This window comes from Pseudoalteromonas sp. NZS37, assembly GCF_015864265.1.
Classification (GTDB): domain Bacteria; phylum Pseudomonadota; class Gammaproteobacteria; order Enterobacterales; family Alteromonadaceae; genus Pseudoalteromonas; species Pseudoalteromonas arctica.
Window position 1 is genome coordinate 93,605 of sequence record NZ_JADYXL010000003.1, and the last position, 19,897, is coordinate 113,501.

The 19,897-nt window shown below is 40.6% G+C and carries 18 protein-coding genes; 7 read left to right on the top strand and 11 right to left on the bottom strand.

Translation table 11 applies throughout. The features are described 5' to 3' along the window. Positions 1–8: 8 nt before the first annotated feature. A complete protein-coding gene (locus I6F47_RS06375; RefSeq protein ID WP_007584406.1) occupies positions 9–1,511 on the bottom strand; it encodes a curlin in 1,503 nt (500 codons plus the stop codon). 583 nt (positions 1,512–2,094) lie between these two features. Here I6F47_RS06375 and I6F47_RS06380 point away from each other — a divergent pair. Next, positions 2,095–4,596, top strand: a complete 2,502-nt coding sequence (locus tag I6F47_RS06380) for a S8 family serine peptidase (RefSeq protein ID WP_197113006.1) — start codon at positions 2,095–2,097, stop codon at positions 4,594–4,596. A gap of 68 nt (positions 4,597–4,664) precedes the next feature. On the opposite strand, the gene puuE is transcribed toward I6F47_RS06380, so the two are convergent. Genes puuE through xdhA form a run of 8 tightly spaced genes read right to left on the bottom strand, consistent with a single transcriptional unit; the run spans position 4,665 to position 13,735 of the window. After that, complete coding sequence (gene puuE, locus I6F47_RS06385) at positions 4,665–5,597, bottom strand: allantoinase PuuE (RefSeq protein ID WP_197113008.1); 933 nt, start codon at positions 5,595–5,597, stop codon at positions 4,665–4,667. A gap of 1 nt (position 5,598) precedes the next feature. Further along, positions 5,599–6,810 carry a urate hydroxylase PuuD gene (locus tag I6F47_RS06390; RefSeq protein WP_197113010.1) on the bottom strand — a complete coding sequence of 404 codons (1,212 nt, stop codon included), beginning with the start codon at positions 6,808–6,810 and terminating at the stop codon, positions 5,599–5,601. Between the two features lie 5 nt (positions 6,811–6,815). After that, a complete protein-coding gene (gene guaD / locus I6F47_RS06395; RefSeq protein WP_197113012.1) occupies positions 6,816–8,180 on the bottom strand; it encodes a guanine deaminase in 1,365 nt (454 codons plus the stop codon). A 2-nt stretch (positions 8,181–8,182) separates the two neighbouring features. Next, positions 8,183–8,533, bottom strand: coding sequence for a hydroxyisourate hydrolase (gene uraH / locus I6F47_RS06400; RefSeq protein WP_033028479.1), 351 nt, complete (start codon positions 8,531–8,533; stop codon positions 8,183–8,185). Next, a complete protein-coding gene (gene uraD / locus I6F47_RS06405; protein ID WP_165721734.1) occupies positions 8,530–9,030 on the bottom strand; it encodes a 2-oxo-4-hydroxy-4-carboxy-5-ureidoimidazoline decarboxylase in 501 nt (166 codons plus the stop codon). Before uraD ends, uraH begins: the two co-directional genes overlap by 4 nt. Then, the gene (gene xdhC / locus I6F47_RS06410) at positions 9,027–9,917 is read right to left on the bottom strand and encodes a xanthine dehydrogenase accessory protein XdhC (RefSeq protein ID WP_165721733.1); all 891 of its coding nucleotides are present in this window, start codon (positions 9,915–9,917) and stop codon (positions 9,027–9,029) included. Before xdhC ends, uraD begins: the two co-directional genes overlap by 4 nt. Next, positions 9,910–12,249 carry a xanthine dehydrogenase molybdopterin binding subunit gene (gene xdhB, locus I6F47_RS06415; RefSeq protein WP_165721732.1) on the bottom strand — a complete coding sequence of 780 codons (2,340 nt, stop codon included), beginning with the start codon at positions 12,247–12,249 and terminating at the stop codon, positions 9,910–9,912. Before xdhB ends, xdhC begins: the two co-directional genes overlap by 8 nt. Continuing rightward, the gene (xdhA, locus tag I6F47_RS06420) at positions 12,236–13,735 is read right to left on the bottom strand and encodes a xanthine dehydrogenase small subunit (protein WP_165721731.1); all 1,500 of its coding nucleotides are present in this window, start codon (positions 13,733–13,735) and stop codon (positions 12,236–12,238) included. Before xdhA ends, xdhB begins: the two co-directional genes overlap by 14 nt. Before the next feature lie 283 nt (positions 13,736–14,018). Between xdhA and I6F47_RS20750 the strand changes: the two genes are divergently transcribed. The 4 genes from I6F47_RS20750 to I6F47_RS06440 all read left to right on the top strand — a co-directional run bounded on the left by I6F47_RS20750 (position 14,019) and on the right by I6F47_RS06440 (position 16,412). Continuing rightward, positions 14,019–14,099 carry a hypothetical protein gene (locus tag I6F47_RS20750; RefSeq protein ID WP_231609192.1) on the top strand — a complete coding sequence of 27 codons (81 nt, stop codon included), beginning with the start codon at positions 14,019–14,021 and terminating at the stop codon, positions 14,097–14,099. Between the two features lie 317 nt (positions 14,100–14,416). After that, the gene (locus tag I6F47_RS06430) at positions 14,417–15,013 is read left to right on the top strand and encodes an RDD family protein (RefSeq protein ID WP_165721729.1); all 597 of its coding nucleotides are present in this window, start codon (positions 14,417–14,419) and stop codon (positions 15,011–15,013) included. Positions 15,014–15,279: 266 nt separating this feature from the next. Continuing rightward, a complete protein-coding gene (locus I6F47_RS06435; protein ID WP_165721728.1) occupies positions 15,280–15,519 on the top strand; it encodes a hypothetical protein in 240 nt (79 codons plus the stop codon). 257 nt (positions 15,520–15,776) lie between these two features. Next, positions 15,777–16,412, top strand: a complete 636-nt coding sequence (locus I6F47_RS06440) for a trimeric intracellular cation channel family protein (RefSeq protein ID WP_004334621.1) — start codon at positions 15,777–15,779, stop codon at positions 16,410–16,412. A gap of 2 nt (positions 16,413–16,414) precedes the next feature. Here I6F47_RS06440 and I6F47_RS06445 read toward each other — a convergent pair whose 3' ends face one another. Together I6F47_RS06445 and I6F47_RS06450 are read right to left on the bottom strand one after the other, a co-directional pair. Next, complete coding sequence (locus tag I6F47_RS06445; protein ID WP_165721727.1) at positions 16,415–16,849, bottom strand: GNAT family N-acetyltransferase; 435 nt, start codon at positions 16,847–16,849, stop codon at positions 16,415–16,417. Between the two features lie 114 nt (positions 16,850–16,963). Continuing rightward, positions 16,964–18,430, bottom strand: a complete 1,467-nt coding sequence (locus I6F47_RS06450) for a DASS family sodium-coupled anion symporter (protein ID WP_165721726.1) — start codon at positions 18,428–18,430, stop codon at positions 16,964–16,966. Between the two features lie 286 nt (positions 18,431–18,716). On the opposite strand from I6F47_RS06450, the gene I6F47_RS06455 reads away from it, so the two are divergent. Both I6F47_RS06455 and I6F47_RS06460 read left to right on the top strand, forming a co-directional pair. Next, a complete protein-coding gene (locus tag I6F47_RS06455) occupies positions 18,717–19,556 on the top strand; it encodes a DUF417 family protein (protein WP_165721725.1) in 840 nt (279 codons plus the stop codon). A gap of 17 nt (positions 19,557–19,573) precedes the next feature. Next, the gene (locus tag I6F47_RS06460; RefSeq protein ID WP_165721724.1) at positions 19,574–19,825 is read left to right on the top strand and encodes a Rho-binding antiterminator; all 252 of its coding nucleotides are present in this window, start codon (positions 19,574–19,576) and stop codon (positions 19,823–19,825) included. Positions 19,826–19,897: the final 72 nt, after the last annotated feature.

Sequence of the window (19,897 nt, forward strand, 5' to 3'; positions counted from 1 at the left end):
CTCAATAATTACATTTGAGTAATAGAAGTCACGTTACCGTCACCAATTTGGGTCACTGAAACAGTGCTGTTGAAACCAATTACGGCGCCTTCAACAATGTTATCGTTACCCATTTGAGTTACGCTAAACGAAACGTTTTCGCCACCTACTAAAAATGCAGGTTGCTCCATTCCAACTACCCAGTTACCTTCGCCAGTTTGTGAAATATCAATGCTGTGGCCATTACCTTCAACCATCATATCAACTACGTTCATTTCACCTGTTTGAGCTAGGTCAATTTGGTTCATGTTGCTATCTAAAATACCTGCAAGTGTAACCATGGCTTCGTTTTGAGAACCATTTTGCATAATATCGATATCGTTGTCGTTTGATGTTAGAGATATATCAGGATATGAAGACTCAACAACAGCAGTGTTTTCTTGGCCAGACTGAATAACGTTAACGTCATTTTCAGACCCATTAAAGTTAACAACGTGTGCTGAATTTGATTCACCTACTTGGTTAATCATAAATTCGTTATCTGTACCTAAAACGCCCATGTAAGCATCATTTAATAAGCCAACTTGTGTAGCCGTTAATTCATTATCGTCACCAATAATATCAACAGTTGTTGAGTTGCTTAAATCAACCTGAGTTACTGTAACTTCGTTGTTTTGACCTTCGAATAAGTTTGATTCGATAGTATTTAAAGAACCTTCTTGGTCTAAATCAATTTCGTTTTCATCGCCTAATACAGCTACAAATGTTACTGCGTTAGTATTGCCTTCTTGTTCAATTGAAAGCTCATTTGCATCGCCTAAAATATCAGTGAAGGTAACAGTATTACGATCGCCGTCTTGTTCAATATCAAGCTCGTTATCGTTGCCTTGTAAAGAACTCACTTTGAAGGTATTCCAGTAACCGTTTTGCTCAAGACTCAGACTATTCTGATCGCCCATTACAGAGGTTAATTCAGCTTCATGCCACTCACCTGTTTGTAATGAACTGATTTCGTTGCCATTACCTTTCATATCTAAGTTGTAAAACCAATGACCACCAGTGCCTTGCTCTACATCAACGATATTGTCGTCACCAACAATCATGTTGACAGCTTCGTTGTTTACAAAAAAGCCTTGGCCACTTTGCAAAACATTTAGGTAATTATTATTACCAGTAACTTCGGTAATTACACCGTTGGCAACGCCATCTTGGGCATATACTTGCTCGTTGTTGTTACCAATTGTTGTTACGCCAACATAATTACCTGATTGTAATTGAGTAACTTCTGTTGTGTTCTCGTTTCCAGTAGTCGAAACCTCAATAGTATTACTATCTCCCTCTTGCATTAAAATCGCGGTGTTATTATTTTGCGATTGTGCCAATGTCATTGAATTAGCGGTGCTAAGTATAGATATTTTTGTACTAAGTTCTGAGTTTGATGCTGATTTGTTGTCGGTATCTGCATATGAGGCAAAGCTGGTACCCATTGCTATTGCAACAGCACAACTTAAAAGTGATTTATTCAACTTCATTATTTTCTCCTTGAAATATTAAAATCAAATACCCTAAATGTTATAGGTTTTAATAAGGTATTTGTTGTTTCAGCATGCCGTGCCGATATATTTTTTGTGATCCGCTTGCGTAACTTTAGAAGTAGGTGAAGCGTAATATGTGACTATAAATAATTAAGTTTTAATTTGTCATAAATATTGAACTAACAAAGTTTAAGCTCAAATTCATAATCACCCATTAACTGTATTCCCCTATTTCATTTTCTTAAATCATCATTTTTTACCAAATAATTAACCTTTTATTATCATCGGTTTATGTGTGTAACTGGTGGGTTTTAATGTAATAGTAAGCAAAAGCAGTAAAAAAGTTTGACCCTATAATGGGTAAGGTTGTAATGGGGCAGTTCATTAAAATGACTGTGTTTAGTGTTTTTTTTATAGCCAAACTGGTCAAAATTTATGATTTTTAATTCTTTTTAACTTTTTAACTTGTCAAATATCGTATTTACTAGTTTGCTTATAACTTGCCACGTGATCCCTTGTACTTGAAATAGTGAACAAACCCGCTTAGTGCTTCTAAGCTAACCCAACTATGGATAGAACAATGAAAACAAAATTATCTATTATTACGCTTGCTTTACTACCTTGTTTGGCTTCGGCTAAATTACCTGATGCAGGAGCTCTTCCACAAGCAGCTGCAAGCAGTGACTCTGTTATTGTTAAATATAAAAAAAATGCAACACCTCAAATGCGTAAACAAGCACGAAGCTTGGTTAAAGCAAAAATTACAGATTTAAATAATGATGAAGTTGATGATAACTTCACATCATTATTCTCAGGTCGCCTTGCTAAATTTAAAGTGTCTGGCATGAGCACTAAAGAAGCTATTGAGCGTTTAAAGTCTCATCAAGCTATTGAATATGTTGAGCCAGATTACCGAGTAAGTATTGCGAGCGCACCTAACGACCCTCGTTTTGATGAGCTTTGGGGCCTAAATAATGAAGGTCAGACCGGTGGCATTGCCGATGCAGATATTGATGCGCCAGAAGCATGGGAAATCTCAATTGGTAGTCGCGATGTTGTAGTTGGTGTTATTGATACTGGTGTTGACTACAGTCACCCTGATTTAGCTGACAATGCGTGGGTTAACACTGGCGAAATTGCAGGCGATGGTATTGATAATGACGGCAATGGTTACATAGACGACATTCACGGTATTAATGCAATTACGGATGCTGGCGACCCAATGGATGACCAAGGTCACGGTACCCACGTATCAGGCACTATTGGTGCAAGCGGTAATAATTCTACAGGTGTTGTGGGTGTAAACCATGAAGTTTCTATTGTTGGTTGTAAGTTTTTAGATGCCGCTGGTAATGGTTCAACATCAGATGCAATAAAATGTATCGACTATATGGTTAATCTTAAAAACTCAGGTGTAAACTTACGTGTTTTAAACAATAGCTGGGGCGGTGGCGGTTATAGCCAAGCGTTAGCGGATGCTATGACTGTTAGTGAGCAAGCTGACATATTATTTGTTGCTGCTGCTGGTAATGACGAAGTTGATAATGATGCAAACCCTCACTATCCATCAAGTTATGAACACGAGAGTGTATTAGCAATTGCCAGTACTGATAGCAATGATAACTTATCAGACTTTTCACAATGGGGCGCGACAAGTGTTGACATGGGAGCACCAGGCTCTGGTATTTTGTCAACAGTTCCGGGTAATGGCTATGCAAATTACTCAGGTACTTCAATGGCAACACCTCATGTTGCCGGTGTTGCTGCTCTTGTGTTGTCAGTAAACCCTGATTTAACAACATCAGAGCTTAAAGCGTTACTAATGAGTAGCGGTGACGCTAATGCTGCACTTCAAGGTAAAACGCTTGCGGGCACGCGCCTAAACGCAAATCAGGCGTTATTAGATGCCGATCCAACGCCAAGCTTTAAAATGTCTGTGACGCCAGCGTCACAACAAATAACAGTTGGTGAGTCTGCAACTTATACGTTTGAAATTGGTTCTATTGCTCAGTGGGATGGTGAAGTAACGCTTGAACTAGAATCTAGCCTTACTGGTGCATATTTATCAGAGCTAACTGCAAGCCCTGGCGAAACAGTACAGCTTAGTGTTGAGACCAATGGAAATACGCCATGGGGTAATTATGAGTTTACTGTTACAGCAACATCAGATGATATTGTTAAAGAAAAAACAGTAAGCTTAATGCTTCAACCTGCTGGTTTAAATGACTACACCTATACTAGCGAAGAAAATGTGGCGATTCCTGATAATGATCCACAAGGTGCTAATTCGGTAATTACAATTTCAGATGATTTAACTGTTTTTGGTACTTCTGTTGATGTAAATATTACGCATACTTGGTCTGGCGATATAGTCCTTACGCTAATTTCACCACAAGGCTCTGAGGTAACTTTACAGAGTAATGAAGGTGGCAGCGAAGATGATATTGTTAAAACATTTACATCAAGCGTATTTAACAGTGAAGTAGCAACAGGCGACTGGACGTTAAATGCTGTGGATACAGCGGGTGCAGACACAGGTAATATTAATGGCTGGTCACTTACGCTTAGCGCTATAGGCGAAGTAAGTGCACAACCGCCACGTGCAGGCTTTACTGTTGATACGCAAGGTTTAACAGCCTCGTTTGTAGATACAAGCAATGATGCCAATAACGACATTACACAATGGAGCTGGAGCTTTGGCGATGGCGCTACATCAACAGATTCAAGCCCTGTGCATGCATATGCGCAATCGGGTAGTTACGATGTAGAACTAACTGTTACTGACAGTGAAGGTAATACAGATACATTTACCCAAACCGTTGTTGTAAGTGACGTGACCCTTGAACTGAACTTAAAACGCGCTAACAAAACACGCCTAGGTACGATGCGTGTAGAACTTAGCTGGGAAGAAGTTGGTGCAGAGTCATTAAGCGTTTACCGTAATGGTGAGTTAGTTGATACCACTGCAGATAACGGACGCTACCGTGATTACGTACGTGGAGCTACATTACCATCGTACGATTACCAATTATGTGTAACAGAAAATGTGTGTTCGAATATCATCACCGTTTCTTTTGAATAAATTACACTACTCCTAAAGTAATTTAAGCCCAGCTTTGCTGGGCTTTTTTATGTTTTAAAAAATATAAACTATGCTTTTTTATACGGGTGAGTTTTAAGCCAGTGCTCGGCTATTTGCTCACGCGTGGCAAACCATACTTGCTCATGCGAGCGGGCATATTCTAAAAACCGTGCTAATGCTTTTATTCTTCCTGGTCTGCCAATTAAGCGGCAATGTAAACCTATCGACATCATTTTTGGGGTGTTTTCACCTTCAGGGTCACCTTCTTCATAAAGCGTATCAAAGGCATCTTTTAAATAATTATAAAACTGATCGCCGGCATTAAAACCCTGCACGGCAGCAAAGCGCATGTCGTTTACATCAAGCGTGTAGGGCACTATTAACTGTGGTTTACCTTCTTTAATACTGTAAAAAGGTAGGTCGTCGCTGTAATCGTCGGAATCATATAAAAAATTACCATTTTCAACTACAAGGGCTGCGGTATTTGGGCTAGTTCGGCCGGTATACCAGCCTTTGGGCTTTTTACCTGTGAGCTTTTTAATTACATCAATGGCTTGTTGCATATGCTCGCGTTCGGTTTGCTTATCTATATTTTGATAATTAATCCAGCGCAGGCCATGGCTTGCAATCTCGTGCCCTGCTTCAACAAAGGCTTTAGCTACATCGGGGTGGCGCTCAAGGGCCATCGCCACTGCAAAAATGGTGACCGGTATATCGTATTTTTTAAATAAACGCAGTAGCCTCCACACGCCCGCGCGCGAGCCATATTCGTAAATAGACTCCATGCTTATATGGCGGTCTTCAACATGCGGGGCACTGACTATTTCTGATAAAAACGTTTCAGCGGCTGCATCACCATGCAGCACGCAGTTTTCGCCGCCTTCTTCGTAATTTAATACTACTTGCACGGCAATACGTGCTTTATTGGGCCAATTTGCATGGGGTACATCTGGACCATAACCAATTAAATCGCGCGGGTAGTTTTTAAAATGCTCACTCATTTTATTGCTCCTTTTTAAGCGCTGCGAGCCAAGAGCCTAGCGCTTCGCGCTCTGTGTCTGTCATCTTGGTCATATTAGCCAGTGGCATATCTTTGGTTACAACCGCGCGGGTATGCACAAGTACTTGCGACTTTTTTACCTGTTCAATTGAATCAAGTTTAAAGCCAAGTGGCGCTGTTTGAAAAAGCTCAGAGGTAGGTGTTTCGCTATGGCACTGCGTACAGTGTTTGCTGATTATATCCCACGCTTGTGCGTCGGTAATACTTGCTTGTAAAGGCGCGTTTTCGTCTGCATTTGTTGTACTGCTGGGCCAAGGTGCTATTGCTAGCATAAGGGCAAAAAATGCTGCAATACCACTTATAAGTACTGAAGGTTTATTAACGCCTTGATGTTTTAAGTTAAAGTAATGGCGTATCCACATACCAATACCAAACAGCGCAATTAAAATAAGCCAGCCAAAGTTGTGGCTATACGTGTAAGGAAAGTGATTGCTAAGCATAATAAATACCACTGGTAACGTGGCGTAGTTATTATGAATAGAACACAGCTTTGCCTTTAAACCTGGCGCTGAATCAGGGATTCTACCAGCTTCTACTTCACTCACCATGTAGCGCTGCCCTGGCATAATAATGTGATACACATTACCCACCATGCACGTGCCAATAAGTGCGCCTACATGAATATACACAGCGCGGTCGCTAAATAATTGATCAACCCCAAAAGTCCACAGAGCTAATAAACCAATAACTACAGCAATAAACACTTTGCCGTTTTCAACCAGCGGGGTTTTACACAATAAACGATAAACACCATAGCCTAAGCCAATAAAACCAAGGGATGCGCCAATAGCTGCAAATTTACTTAGCTCACTTTTACTGTTATCAATTAAATACACATCGGCGCCAACATAATAAAGTAAGCTAAATAGTAATATACCGGTGATCCAGGTTGTGTACGCTTCCCACTTAAACCAATGCAGGGTATGAGGTATTTGTTCAGGGCCATTTTGATACTTAGCCACTTCGTAAAAGCCACCGCCATGCACGGCCCATAAATCGCCTTTTATGCCTTTATCTATTTTCCATTGCGGTGGTGTTTGTAGGTTGTTATCAAGCCATGCAAAATAAAATGAAGCGCCAATCCATGCTATACCAGCAATAACATGAAAATAACGCAGTACTAAATGAGCAAGCTCAAATAAATAGTTTTCCATAACGGTTAAGCCTCTTCTAATACCGGTGAGCGGGTGTCTGAAAATTGATTGTTATCATCGCGCTTATACACACTTTTACCCATAATGTAGGTTTGCTCAACGCAGCGGTCGTCGCCTAACATCATCATTGCAAATAGTTTTTCATGCAGGGTTTTGGCATGCTGTATTCTAAATTTTAAAAATGGGGTTGCTGAACAATCCATTACAATAAAATCGGCTTCACAACCGGCTTTAAAATTACCAATTGTCCCTTCTAAATCAAGTGCTCTGGCACCGCCGAGAGTTGCTAAATACAGCCCTTTAAATGCTGAAAACTTTTGACCTTGTAACTGTTGGATTTTGTAAGCTTCGTTACCTGTTTGTAGCATAGAAAAGCTTGTTCCTGCGCCTACATCGGTACCCATGCCTACGTTTATGCCGTGCTCTTCACAGGCTTTTAAATTTAAAAGTCCTGATCCTAAAAATAGGTTTGAGGTAGGGCAGTGCGATATTGCCGCATTGTTATCTGCAAGGCAGCATAGCTCGCGCTCAGATAAATGAATACTATGGGCAAATACCGAGCGTTTACGTACCATTTTAGCTTGCTCGTAAACGCCAAGGTAATCTTCAGCTTCTGGAAATAGCCCTTTTACCCATTCGCACTCATCTTTGTTTTCTGATAGATGAGTGTGCAGGTAGGTGTCTGGGTATTCTTCAAGTAACTGAGTGCATTTTTGTAATTGTTCTGGGGTTGATGTGGGGGCAAAACGCGGCGTAACTGCGTAGCTTAGCCTGTCAACATTGTGCCATTTTTTTATTAGGGCTTTAGATTCGTCATAGCTTGTTTGCGCGCAATCAGATAAGTCGTCAGGGCAGTTACGATCCATCATTACTTTACCGGCAATCATACGTAAATTGCGTTTTTGTGATTCTTTAAAAAACGCATCAACCGATTGCGGGTGCACAGTGCCAAATACAAGGGCTGTGGTTGTGCCATTACGCAGCAGCTCGTCTAAAAAGCGATTAGAGATCTCTTTTGAATAATGCTTACACGTAAATTTTTTCTCTGTCGGAAACGCGTATTCGGTTAACCAACTTAGCAGTTGCTCGCCGTACGCACCCACCATTTCGGTTTGTGGTAAGTGTATGTGGGTGTCAATCATACCAGGCATAACGAGCTTACCATCGTGGCGGATAACACGCGCTGATTTATCAATTGTTGGCAGTATGTCGTGCTCGTAACCAAGTTTAACTACTTTGCCGTGCTTGATAACTAATGCGCCTTTTTCAAAAAAACGATGGGCGCTTTCGCCAGCAATGGCAGGGTCGTCAACAAAGTCGAGTATATCGGCACAAATTACTGTTAAGTTATTATTGTTTTGTGTGCTCATAGTTAGCTACCTCTGTATGTAGAGTAGCCAAACGGGCTAAGCAACAATGGGATATGGTGATGTTTAGTATCTTGTAATCTAAACGTTATTTGCGCCTCTGGGTAAAACGCAGGGGTAGGTTGATTTTGGTAGTAGCTATCTAAATCAAATACTAGCTTATAGGTTGCAAATTCTACTTCTGTATTTAGCCAGTCGGTAATTCGCCCATCGGTATCGGTTGTGCCTTGGGTTAGTTGTACCCATTCGTTATTTGTAAGTTTAAATAGCTTAACAGCAACGTTTGCCGCAGGTTTTCCGGTGCTGGTATCAAGTATATGGGTGGTAATAGGGCTTTTGTTCATACTTTTATTCATAGCAATGACTCCAATCTTATTTTTGTTATTTTGGCTTGTTCGCCCGCGGCTATAGCAAGCTCTGTGCTGCGGGTGTTGTGTATGCGCTGCTCTATGAGTTCAAGCATTTGTTCGGCAGTTTTACCGGTGGCGCACACAATAAAAATAAAGCCAAACTTGTTCAGGTACTCTTTATTAAGGGTAATCATTTTGGTAAGTACGGCTTCGTTTGCTTTGCTCATACCCGATTGCTCATGGCCCGCTTTTTGTGCGGTAGCAGCGTATTTTTTGCTAAGGGTTGATAAGTCACCTATTTGCGGGTGGCCTTCAAAGGCAGCTAAATAGTCGCTCTCGCTAAGGCTATCCCATATGCTTTTTGCGCATTCAAACAGCTGCTGAGCACTTTTAAATGGCATTGCTTTTATCATGCCCGCTACCCAGTTAGGGGCCGCGCAGCAATGCTCAAGTGCTTGTTTTGCTTGTGCATCATTTAGCGTATTTATTTGTAAGCTACTCATGCGCCTACTTCCTCCTGCGTGGTGCTAATTAAGGCATTTTTTAGTGTGCGCCACTGCAAGCCTTGGCGTTTTGGCGCTTGGGTTTGCATAGCCTGATAAAGGGCAATTAGCTGTCCACTAATCGAAATAGCCACTTCCATTGGTAATTTGCCCGTAATATTTTTAAGCCCAACAGGGCAGGTCATTTGTTGTATTTGAGCGGCTGTAAAATCGCGATGTGCTAGGCGTTGTTTAAAACGTTTTGCTTTAGTGTCAGAGCCAATAACGCCCAGCCAATTGGCATCAGCGCGTTTAATAATGGCTTGGGTGAGTGCAAAGTCGAGCTGGTGGTTATGGGTAAGTATTAAGTAGTTATTAGCTTTAGGCGCACGTTTTACTTGTTCTATTGGCTCTTCATCAACCACTTTTACTACGTTATTTGGAATAGCCTGTGGGAATACATCTGCGCGGCTATCTATCCAGCGTATGCGCATAGGCAGCTGTGCCAATATACCAATAAGCGCTTGTGCTACATGGCCTGCGCCATAAATGTCGAGGGTAAAGCGCTCGCATTGCATGCATTCAAGCATAACGGTGGCAGCTCCGCCGCAGCACTGGCCTAAATTTGCACCTAGGTTAAATTGCTCAATTACTTGGGCGGCTTCGCCTTTGGCAAGTAGTTCGCGGGCTTTTTCTATTACTACGTATTCAAGGTGGCCACCGCCAAGAGTGTCGTAAATATGCTCGCCGCTTATTACCATTTTAGAGCCTGTGCCGCGAGGGGTTGAGCCATTTGTGCCAAGTACCGTGGCAATTACATAATTAGTGCCGCTTTGTTCGTGCTCGTTTATAGCCTGCGCCCAGTTTTGAGTATGAAAACCCTGAAACGACTCATTTAAATTAGTCATGTTGATGCTCCTTAAACCAACTAGCGGTTTGCTCAATTGCACTCAATACTCGCTCTGGGGTTGCGGGTGTATCCAATGGGGCGGTGTATTTGTAATCAGCCACACTACTTATGGCATTACGAATAGCGCTCCATACACTAAAGGCCAGCATAAATGGCGGCTCGCCTACGGCTTTTGATCTAAACACGGTGGTTTCTGGATTTGCTGAGTTATAAAGATTGACGTTAAATTCGGCAGGGGTATCGCCAATGGCTGGTATTTTGTAGTTGGCTGGGCCAAAGCTTGCAAGCTGGCCTTTATCATTCCATTGTAAGTCTTCGGTGGTAAGCCAGCCCATACCTTGTACAAAGGCGCCTTCAATTTGGCCTATATCAAGTGCTGGGTTAATTGAGCTGCCTACATCGTGCAGTATGTCAACGCGGGTTACCGTGTTTTCGCCAGTTAGCGTATCTACTTCTACTTCGCTGAGTGCTACGCCGTGAGCGTAGTAAAAAAATGGGCGGCCTTCACCTTTGGCTCTGTCGTAATGAATTTTTGGTGTGGCGTAATAACCGGTAGATGAAAGCGATATACGATTCATGTAAGCAAGATTTGCAAGTTCGCTAAAGCTAATTTCCCCTTTACTAAAAGTAATGAGGTTATCTTTAAATGTAATACTTTGGCTGTCTACTTCAAAGTGCTCGGTAATAAAGTTTATTAAGCGCTCTTTTATTGTGTTTACTGCATTTAGCGCCGCCATGCCGTTTAAGTCGGTACCGCTTGAGGCCGCTGTTGGTGAAGTGTTTGGTACTTTGTCGGTACGCGTAGCACTAATACTTACCGCGTTAAAATCGACCCCAAAGCCATGGGCCACAATTTGCGCAATTTTGGTGTTCAGCCCTTGGCCCATTTCGGTGCCGCCGTGGTTTAAATGTATAGAGCCATCGCTATATACATGCACTAATGCACCGGCTTGGTTTAAGTGTTGTACAGTAAACGATATACCGTATTTAACCGGCGTCATTGCAAGGCCTTTTTTTATAATGGGTGACGATACGTTAAATGCTTTAATAGCCTCTTTACGTGCCCAGTAGTCACCCGACTCCTCAAGCTGGTTTATCATATCTTTTAAAATATGTTGCTCTACGGTTTGATGGTACGGCGTGGTGTCGCGGCCTTTTTTATATAAATTGAGTTTTCTAATTTCAAGCGGATCTTTACCTAATTTAGCTGCTATATCGTCCATTATTAGCTCGCCCATAATCATTCCTTGCGGGCCACCAAATCCTCTAAATGCGGTATGGCTTACGGTATTCACTTTACAGCGATTACCCTTAATTGTGGCGGCTGGGTAGTAGTAGGCGTTATCGGCATGAAACATGGCACGGTCTACAATTGCATCAGATAAATCAGGGGAGTAGCCACAAAACCCGTTTACGGTAATGTCGGCACCTTCTATTAAACCATTTTCGTCAAAACCGACATGATAGTGATTATAAAAAGGGTGGCGCTTACCGGTTAATTTAAAATCGTCGCTACGGGCTAGGCGCATTTTTACTGCGCAGCCAAGGTGGTAAACCGCAAGGGCGGCAAGGCATGCCCATGGAGCGCCTTGGGTTTCTTTGCCGCCAAAAGCACCGCCCATACGGCGGGTTTCTACGTTTACAAAGCTAAATGGCTTTTTTAAAATTTTAGCAACTAAGTGTTGAACCTCAGTAGGGTGTTGCGTAGAACACTGAACATGAATGCCCCCGTCGTTATCAGGTTGCGCCAGCGCTATTTGGCCTTCTAAATAAAAGTGTTCTTGTCCGCCTATGTTTATTTCGCCTTTAAGCTGGTGGGCTGCGTTATTAATGGCGTTTTCGCTGTTACCACGGTTAAGTGAATGAGGCGGCCTTACCCAATGCTCTTTGCTAATGGCTTCTTTAATATCAAGTATTGGTGTGGTTTGCTCGCACTCTATAACCACTAAACGTGCCGCGCGGCGCGCTATTTCATAGGTGTCGGCAACAACAATTAATACAGGTTGCCCGTGGTATTGAATTTCATGGCTGGTCAGCAGTACATCACCTGGAAATACTGGGCCAATATCTAATTTACCCGGTACATCTTCGGCCGATAAAATACGTTTAACGCCTTCAACTACCAGTGCGTGACTTGTATCTATTGATTTAATAAAGCCGCTTGTAACAGGGGCGAGCACTGGGTAAGCATGCAGGCAACCGTATGGCTCAGGGTTATCGTCGGCAAAATTTGCACTGCCACAAACTTGTTTAATAGCGCTTTCGTGATATTTAGACTGTCCAACGCTACCACCTTGCGCTTTTAGTTTATCCATTTCAAAGTGACGCATGTGAGATCCTCGTAATGGCAATGTTGTTATTGTTGCGTGCTTGCGACTCACAAAACTCAATACCAATGCGTTGTAATAAGTTTTTGCTTACCGTAGTGCGATAATGCGCACTGCTTCTTACATCGCTCATAGGTGTAAAGTCATCGTTAATAGCCGTTGCTGCGTCTATAAAGCTACTTACTTGTAACGATTGAGATATCAGCTTTTGCTCAATATGCTGCGCGCGCTTAGGAATAGCTGCCATACCGCCCATAGCGCAGCGGGCTTGAGTAATCATGTTTTGTGAATGCTCTATAGCAAGTACCAAACACACGGTAGATATATCGTCTTCAAAGCGTTTTGATATTTTATGACATGCCAGTTTTAGCGACTCTGGGCGCTTTGGGATGGTGAACTTGCTGATTACTTCATCGCTTTTAAGAACTGTTTTTTTGTAATCAGTAAAGTAGTCGGCAACTTTAATAGTGCGCGTACCAGCGCTGCTTAATAAATCCATTGATGCATTAAGAGCGATTAAGAGGGGAGCGGGATCGCCAATAGGAGAGGCATTCCCTATGCTGCCACCGAGTGTGCCGCTGTTACGTACTTGGCTTGATCCTAAGCGTTCAAATAGCTCTTTTGACTCTGGGTAATGGTTATAAAATGCCTCAACAAATTGGCTATAAGGTAGCGCTGCACCTATGTGTAACTCACCGTTATTATCTGCCAAGGTGCAAAGATCCTTTACTTGGCTAAGGGAGATAATTACATCCGGTAAGAGCATGTTTTGGCTAAGCTCAATGGCAAAGTCGGTGCCACCAGCAACTAAATGTGCATAAAGATAAAGCGTCTTTAGCTCAACAAGTTGTTGGGCCGTTTGTGGTAAATAGAATTTGCGAGGGCCATTTTTTAAAAATGGAATATCGTCATCATATTGCGTATTAAGTGATGCTTTAAATTGAGCGGCCATTGCTGAGTACGGTTCAGCTTTACGCTCATAGCTATAGGCTTTTTCGGCTGCAAGTAATATTGGGCTATAACCTGTACAACGGCATAAGTTACCGGCAAGTGCATGAATAACCGCTTTTTTACCAGGGTACGTTGGTTCATTAATATAAAGAGCCAACAAACTCATTATTATACCGGGCGTGCAAAAACCACATTGCGAACCATGGCACTCAACGAGTGCACGTTGTACGGGGTGTAAATCGGTTAAGTTTGGGTATAAACCAGTAGTCACAGCCTCTACCGTTACTATATGTTTTGCATGCGCATTACCTAATAACAATAAACAGCTGTTCATTGTTTTGTATTGCCAACTAGCTTGCCCGTTTGCATTTATACGCTCTTCACCCACTAAAATTGTGCACGCGCCACAGTCGCCAGTTGCACAGCCTTCTTTGGTGCCCACTTTCCCTTTTTTGGTGCGAAGCCAGTCCAAAATGGTGAGACTTGGCGAGCATTCTTGTACTTCAATTGGCGTGTTATTTAATAAAAATTGAATCACACAGACCCCCTTAATTTTTATAAAGCCCTGATACATAAAGGCTTGGCGTATGTTTTTTCTTGTTGTTTGCGCACGGGTAACAAAAATACTTTTTAATCTTTAATTAGCTTATTGCAGTTACTATGCCATTGTTGACCGCTTGGTCAGTTAAGGGCGGTTGGGTTAAATTGTCGAGGTATAGGTAATAACGGAGTAGCCTTAAAAATAAGGCACGGTGAAGCGAATGCTTTTACTATTTAAATCTAAAGGGGAAAATAGGGCTGGTAAAAGCACATTAATGAAAATGCTTTATGATGTGGTTAAACCTGACCAAGGGGACATGTTTTTTAATGGCCGTATAATACCAATCAGCAATAGTACTTGATCAATTTAAGGGCTTGAATCTGACGCTAATTGTGTTAAAAATTTCTGATATAGAACAACTAAATAGCGAAATTTTTGCCTTGTTATCGACACGATTTTCTTATCTCAAAATAGCTCACTTAATTAAGCTGATAGGTATAATGAATATAAAAGAGCCTGCTGATGCGCTAGATTTAGCAGGACATACCAGCACGCTTGCAGGTCAAATTGTAAAAACGCCAACACGTTATGGTATGTTATTAAAAACACATAAATAATTGAATAACATAAATTAATTATGTTAAATTACGATAAAAAGAAGATACGGACTTAGCTTTTATGGACTCTAAAATTGATTTTTCTACCTACACTTTAGATGAGCTTTACTCATCAGCGAGAGCTATAGATCGCGAAGCCTACCCAGATCGAGCAAAAGAAATAGACGACTTAATTGAAACGCGAGAAGCACAGAGCCCATCTGAAAATATTGTATCAAAAGTAGCAGGAGAAAAAGCAACGCGCTCAGATAGGTTAGTAGCTGCTATTGTTGATGGCGTTTTAGGTGTTGCTTGTTTTATACCTGTATTCATGCTTGTAGGGTTTGATAATTTAAGCCAACCAACACTTACTTTATCTGCAGGTTTGCTAGGTTATGGCATATTAAGCACGTTAGTGCTTCATGGTTACCTTATGTACCAACGCGGACAAACAATTGGTAAATCTTTAATGTCTATCCGTATTGAAAATTTAGATGGTACACAAGCAAGCTTTACTACAATTTACTTTAAACGCATGCTTTCTATGCAACTATTATCACTTGTCCCTTCGGTAGGTCAGTTTATAGCTGGTTTTGTTAATCCATTATTTATATTTGGAAAAGATAAACGATGTTTACATGATCATTTAGCGGGAACAAAAGTGAGTTATGTAGATTAATCAGGATATTAATTATGGCAGCTTTGCCTAGGCAAAAAAATTACCCGGATTTAAGTTTGATTAGCAAAAGTTACAAAATGGCGTATTTCACTAAATTGTTAATATAATTAAAAAAACCTTACCGATTTTTTTTGACTAGTAACCAAGGATGATTATGAAAAACAACACACAGCTAATTTTAGCACTAGCGGCTTCTTTAATTTGTTACCCAACATATATATTATTCATTGGTTTTCTTACCGCAGCGAAAATCAATGAGGTGATACATGAGAATGTTTATAAAAACAAACGAGTTTGATAAACTGGCAAGGCGTTACGCATGTATTAAATGTGGTACTTGGGTGAGCATAAAAGCCCAAAGCTTTAAGCAGTGCCAGCATAGTTTTACTAACAATGATAAAAGCTCAATGCAAACACTCTATAATCAAAATAAAGAGCAAAACTGGCAACATACAATATTGCCTATTATTTTTGTGATATTGGTAATAGCTTTATTGCTCATTTAATTTTTGCTTAAGATTTAAAAGTGCTCGACTGCAACTCTGTAACAAAACCTCTCTGTACTTTAACGTGTAAAAACTACCCATAATTAAAATAATTACTCTTGTTAAGCCTTCTCTAAATATCACATAGCTAATGTTTTTTAATACATATAATAAGTTTATAAATTTCAATTGCTTAAATTATAAATTTATTTGTATTCACTCGTTTTTTTGGCACGTAAGTTGAAACAACTCCTTATAAATTTAAAAAAGGAATTACCATGACTGCTGAATACTTTATGGTACTAGGGTTACTCGGTGTCGCATTTTTTGCTGTTGCAGGGGCATTGCTTGGGTATGAAAAAAACATTAGTGGCTTTGGCGTAGTAGTGGTGGCAACCGTTACAGCATTAGGGGGCGGTACCCTCAGAGATATACTTTTAAACAAACCGGTATTTTGGATTGCTACCCCGGAGTATTTATATTCAACCTATGGGGCCGTTATAGCAACAATTGCATTTATTCGATACTTACCGCGCGTTAATAATTACTACTTTTTGTTGGTAGACGCTGTTGGTATGGCGTTATTTAATATTATGGGGATAGAAAAAGCACTCATTAATGGCTCTGGTATGGTGGTCGCAATTACCATGGGCATTACTACAGGTATATTTGGTGGTTTAATACGCGACGTAATTTGCCGTGAGGTGCCAACTGTTATGCGCAGCGAACCTTACGCCTCTGCGTGTTTAGCGGGTGGTGCAGTTTATGCCGCTTTATTTAGTCTTAATGTAGATTACATTTGGTGTATTTTAGGGTCATTTTTCACGACTATTTTTTTAAGATTAGGCTCTTTGCATTGGGGTTGGCATTTAACTATTTTCAGAAAAAAAGACTTCAGAGATCAAAGCGACTAATTTTAGCTACGAGTAGCCCGCGTTTGCATGTAGTACTCGTAATTATTCTCATCAGTTATAGTAAAACCCAGCCGCTTATAAAGTCCTAATGCTGGGTTGTTTTTAAGCACAGTGAGTTTAATCGGTTTTGATTGCGCACTTGTAATAACTTGTTCAATAACAGCTCTCCCATACCCTTTATTTTGATGCAATGGATGTATTTGTAATTGCATTATTTCAACGTATTGAGCGTGCGTTTGGTATTTTAAAGTACCAATTGGTACCTCATTTATAACTATAAGATCGGAGCAGTCATATTGGTCATCAAGCCTTAAAACATGCTGTTGCTTAGTTAAAAATAACCCGGCATTTTCTAAGTGTTCAACCATAGTCAGTTTTCTGAGGCTTAATAAGTAGTCTCGGTCTGAATATGCTGCCTTTATGAATTTAAAAACCATAATGCTCCCTTCTAACAGCCCTAATGTTTATATTTTTAGGGCTGAAGCACTTGAACTTGTTCTAAACTCAAGTGCGCAGTATTAAATGTGCAAGCCAAACTAACAAAGGCAATACTACCAATACCCAAGTGCTTTCCACCAAAGCCCGCCAATAATTCCCCATACACTTAAATTAATAACGCTCATTATAAGGCCCATTACCCACCAGTCTTTTAAAGATACATAGCCTGAGCCAAACACTATGGGAGATGTGCCTGTTGCGTAATGCGTTAACGACATCATGAGTGATGAAGCGCCAGCTAACAGTAAACCTAAAAATAAAGGCGGAGCGCCAAGCGCTAAACCAGCGGCGTAAAATGCGGCAAACATAGCAGTGATATGTGCTGTAGTACTCGCAAAAAAGTAATGAGCATAAAAATACACAGCTACCAATATAATAGCCGATACAATCCAGTCAAAGCCCAGTTGTGCAATGTTGCTCTCAACAAGTGTTGAAAACCACGTTACCAAACCTAATTTATTTAAAAAAGTGGCCATCATTACTAATGCTGAAAACCAAACAACGGTATCCCACGCAGACTTTTCTTTAAGTACATCGTCCCAGCTTAATACACCAGTCACTAATAAAACCGACAAACCTAAAAAAGCCACTGCGGTTGTGTTAACTGCGTAGTCAGCCCCTAAAATCATTGCGGGTACGCCGGCCCATAAAATAAGCAGCATAGCAAAAACACCCACCATTATTTTTTCGCCATAACTCATTGGGCCCATTTCAGTTAATTTAGATTCTGCATATTTTTTAGCGTCGGGCGTACTTTTAACTTCAGGTGGGTAAATGGCATAAACAACCAAAGGCACAAGGGCAATACATAGCAAACCAGGAACAAGCGCTGCCAGCGCCCACGTACCCCAAGTAATACTAATATTTGCACCGGTAGCATCAGCAATAAGCTTTACAATTAGAGGGTTTGGCGCAGTCGCCGTAATAAACATAGCTGATGTAATAGGGTTTATATGGTAGCTCACTAAAGCAAGGTAGTGCCCAATTTTACGAGATGTGCCTTCCTCAGGAGATGAGCCAAAACTTGTTGCTATCGACTTCATTATTGGGTGAATAATAGCGCCGCCTCGCGCGGTATTACTTGGCGTTACAGGCGCTATAACAAGTTCAGAAAGTGCGAGTGCATAGCCAATACCAATTGTTTTTTTACCAAAAAGAGAAATGAAATTATAGCCAATGCGATTTCCCAAACCGGTTTTAGCTAACCCCCGAGATATGATAATAGCAATACCAATCAACCAAATTAATGAATTAGAAAAGCCACTTAATGCATCTTTAATAGCGCCAGATGGGCTGTCATTAGTTACGCCGGTTAACGCAACAGAAGTAATAGCTAAAATAGCAATGGCACCGATAGGCATTGCTTTACCAATAATGGCAACTACAGTACCAATAAATAAAGCGAGCAAATGCCATGCGTTTTCGGTAACACCTTGCGGAGGCGGTACAGCAAACCAAAGTAGTAAAACAATGGCTATAGAAATCAGTCCAGAGGTAACTCGAATATCAGTACCCTTCATTAAAAATGTCCCTAAGTTTTAGAAATACATGCATTCTGTTTATTGAAAAGGCGACGTTATTCTACTTCATTTAATAATAAAAAAGATGACGCACATCATATGAATATTAGACTTATTTGATTTTATTAATAAAGAGGTAATAAATCATAAACTAAAGTGATTGATTACATTACCCTATGAGAGCTTACGTTGTGCTTAATCAACTCTTATATTTTTAAGAGTTAGCTTGAATTGTTTTATCGACTAGCAAGGTCTTTGTAAGTCTTAACGAATACCTGGAAATACAATGAACTTAAAATTAACCAACAACGTGATTACTTTTTTATTAGCGAGTAGCTTTTTGTTACTTGGCTTATCGTTTGCGTTAGGAGCAAACCCTAATACGTTAACGGCTACGTTTAGTTTTTATGGCGTTGATTCGCTAATGTCTGTATCTGCATTAGGTTTGATTAGTGGCTCATTTATGGTTGCTTTAGCGTTTGCCACCGTGCTCGCTCGCCTTAAATTAATGAAACCTACACCAGCACTTTTACTTGCAGCAATTATAAGTTTAGTAGCATTACTTACCTTGTTTGCCAGTAACCGTTGGATGGCTCAACTTGGCGGCTTTCCAATCATTGGTAGTGGGCAGGGCATAATTAAATACTTTGCTGTAGTGCCTTTGTATTTGTTTTTATTTTATAAAGACAAACTTACCGACAAACAACACGTACTTTTAAACTTTATACCGGTTGCCATGGTTTTATTGTGGATTGGCGGCATGAAGTTTTATGAGTTTGAAGCAAAAGGCATTGTAAGTTTAGTAGAAACCTCACCGTTTATGTCGTGGTTATACACGGTATTTAGCGTACAAGGCGCGTCTAACGTGATTGGCGGGTTTGATGTGTTATTTGCTGTGTTATTGGGCTTAGGGCTATTTTTAAATAATAAAAAGCTAATTATTGTAAGTGGCTTAGCGTGTTTAAGCGTATTTATGATGACCCAAACATTCTTAATTACTGCAACCGGTGCATTTAGCTCTTCCACTTTACTGGAACGCTTAGGGCAGTTTGTAATTAAAGATCTTTGGTATATAGCCAACCTTGTTGTTATTGCTTTTTTAATGATTTTTAAACCGGCTAAATAACATATAAAGAGGACATTATGATCAGTTGCAACCAATACGACTATATCGAAATTGCCTGTATGCACCGTTTAAGTATTGAGCTTATATTAAAAAATGGCGATGGTGTATGTGGCGTAGCAACTGACACAAAACGCAATGCTAATAGAGACGAATGCATAGTTGTTAGCGTAAATAGCGAGTTGCAACTCATTGTGCTCACTACAATCAGCGTACTTAAAGCGCGTGAGAAAAATCCATACTTTGACCACGTGAACTTTGATGTAAAGTAAGCACCTCACTCATTCGTTTTATTACAAACACCCCAGCGAGCCTGTATCATTAATATGTTAAGGCTCGCTTAT

What these genes read in the sequence shown, in the direction of transcription:
- I6F47_RS06375 (WP_007584406.1), bottom strand. Translation starts at nt 1,511, where the DNA reads ATGAAGTTGAATAAATCACTTTTAAGTTGTGCTGTTGCAATAGCAATG.
- I6F47_RS06380 (WP_197113006.1), top strand. Translation starts at nt 2,095, where the DNA reads ATGAAAACAAAATTATCTATTATTACGCTTGCTTTACTACCTTGTTTG.
- puuE (WP_197113008.1), bottom strand. Translation starts at nt 5,597, where the DNA reads ATGAGTGAGCATTTTAAAAACTACCCGCGCGATTTAATTGGTTATGGT.
- I6F47_RS06390 (WP_197113010.1), bottom strand. Translation starts at nt 6,810, where the DNA reads ATGGAAAACTATTTATTTGAGCTTGCTCATTTAGTACTGCGTTATTTT.
- guaD (WP_197113012.1), bottom strand. Translation starts at nt 8,180, where the DNA reads ATGAGCACACAAAACAATAATAACTTAACAGTAATTTGTGCCGATATA.
- uraH (WP_033028479.1), bottom strand. Translation starts at nt 8,533, where the DNA reads ATGAATAAAAGTATGAACAAAAGCCCTATTACCACCCATATACTTGAT.
- uraD (WP_165721734.1), bottom strand. Translation starts at nt 9,030, where the DNA reads ATGAGTAGCTTACAAATAAATACGCTAAATGATGCACAAGCAAAACAA.
- xdhC (WP_165721733.1), bottom strand. Translation starts at nt 9,917, where the DNA reads ATGACTAATTTAAATGAGTCGTTTCAGGGTTTTCATACTCAAAACTGG.
- xdhB (WP_165721732.1), bottom strand. Translation starts at nt 12,249, where the DNA reads ATGCGTCACTTTGAAATGGATAAACTAAAAGCGCAAGGTGGTAGCGTT.
- I6F47_RS20750 (WP_231609192.1), top strand. Translation starts at nt 14,019, where the DNA reads ATGCTTTATGATGTGGTTAAACCTGACCAAGGGGACATGTTTTTTAAT.
- I6F47_RS06430 (WP_165721729.1), top strand. Translation starts at nt 14,417, where the DNA reads ATGGACTCTAAAATTGATTTTTCTACCTACACTTTAGATGAGCTTTAC.
- I6F47_RS06435 (WP_165721728.1), top strand. Translation starts at nt 15,280, where the DNA reads ATGAGAATGTTTATAAAAACAAACGAGTTTGATAAACTGGCAAGGCGT.
- I6F47_RS06440 (WP_004334621.1), top strand. Translation starts at nt 15,777, where the DNA reads ATGACTGCTGAATACTTTATGGTACTAGGGTTACTCGGTGTCGCATTT.
- I6F47_RS06445 (WP_165721727.1), bottom strand. Translation starts at nt 16,849, where the DNA reads ATGGTTTTTAAATTCATAAAGGCAGCATATTCAGACCGAGACTACTTA.
- I6F47_RS06450 (WP_165721726.1), bottom strand. Translation starts at nt 18,430, where the DNA reads ATGAAGGGTACTGATATTCGAGTTACCTCTGGACTGATTTCTATAGCC.
- I6F47_RS06455 (WP_165721725.1), top strand. Translation starts at nt 18,717, where the DNA reads ATGAACTTAAAATTAACCAACAACGTGATTACTTTTTTATTAGCGAGT.
- I6F47_RS06460 (WP_165721724.1), top strand. Translation starts at nt 19,574, where the DNA reads ATGATCAGTTGCAACCAATACGACTATATCGAAATTGCCTGTATGCAC.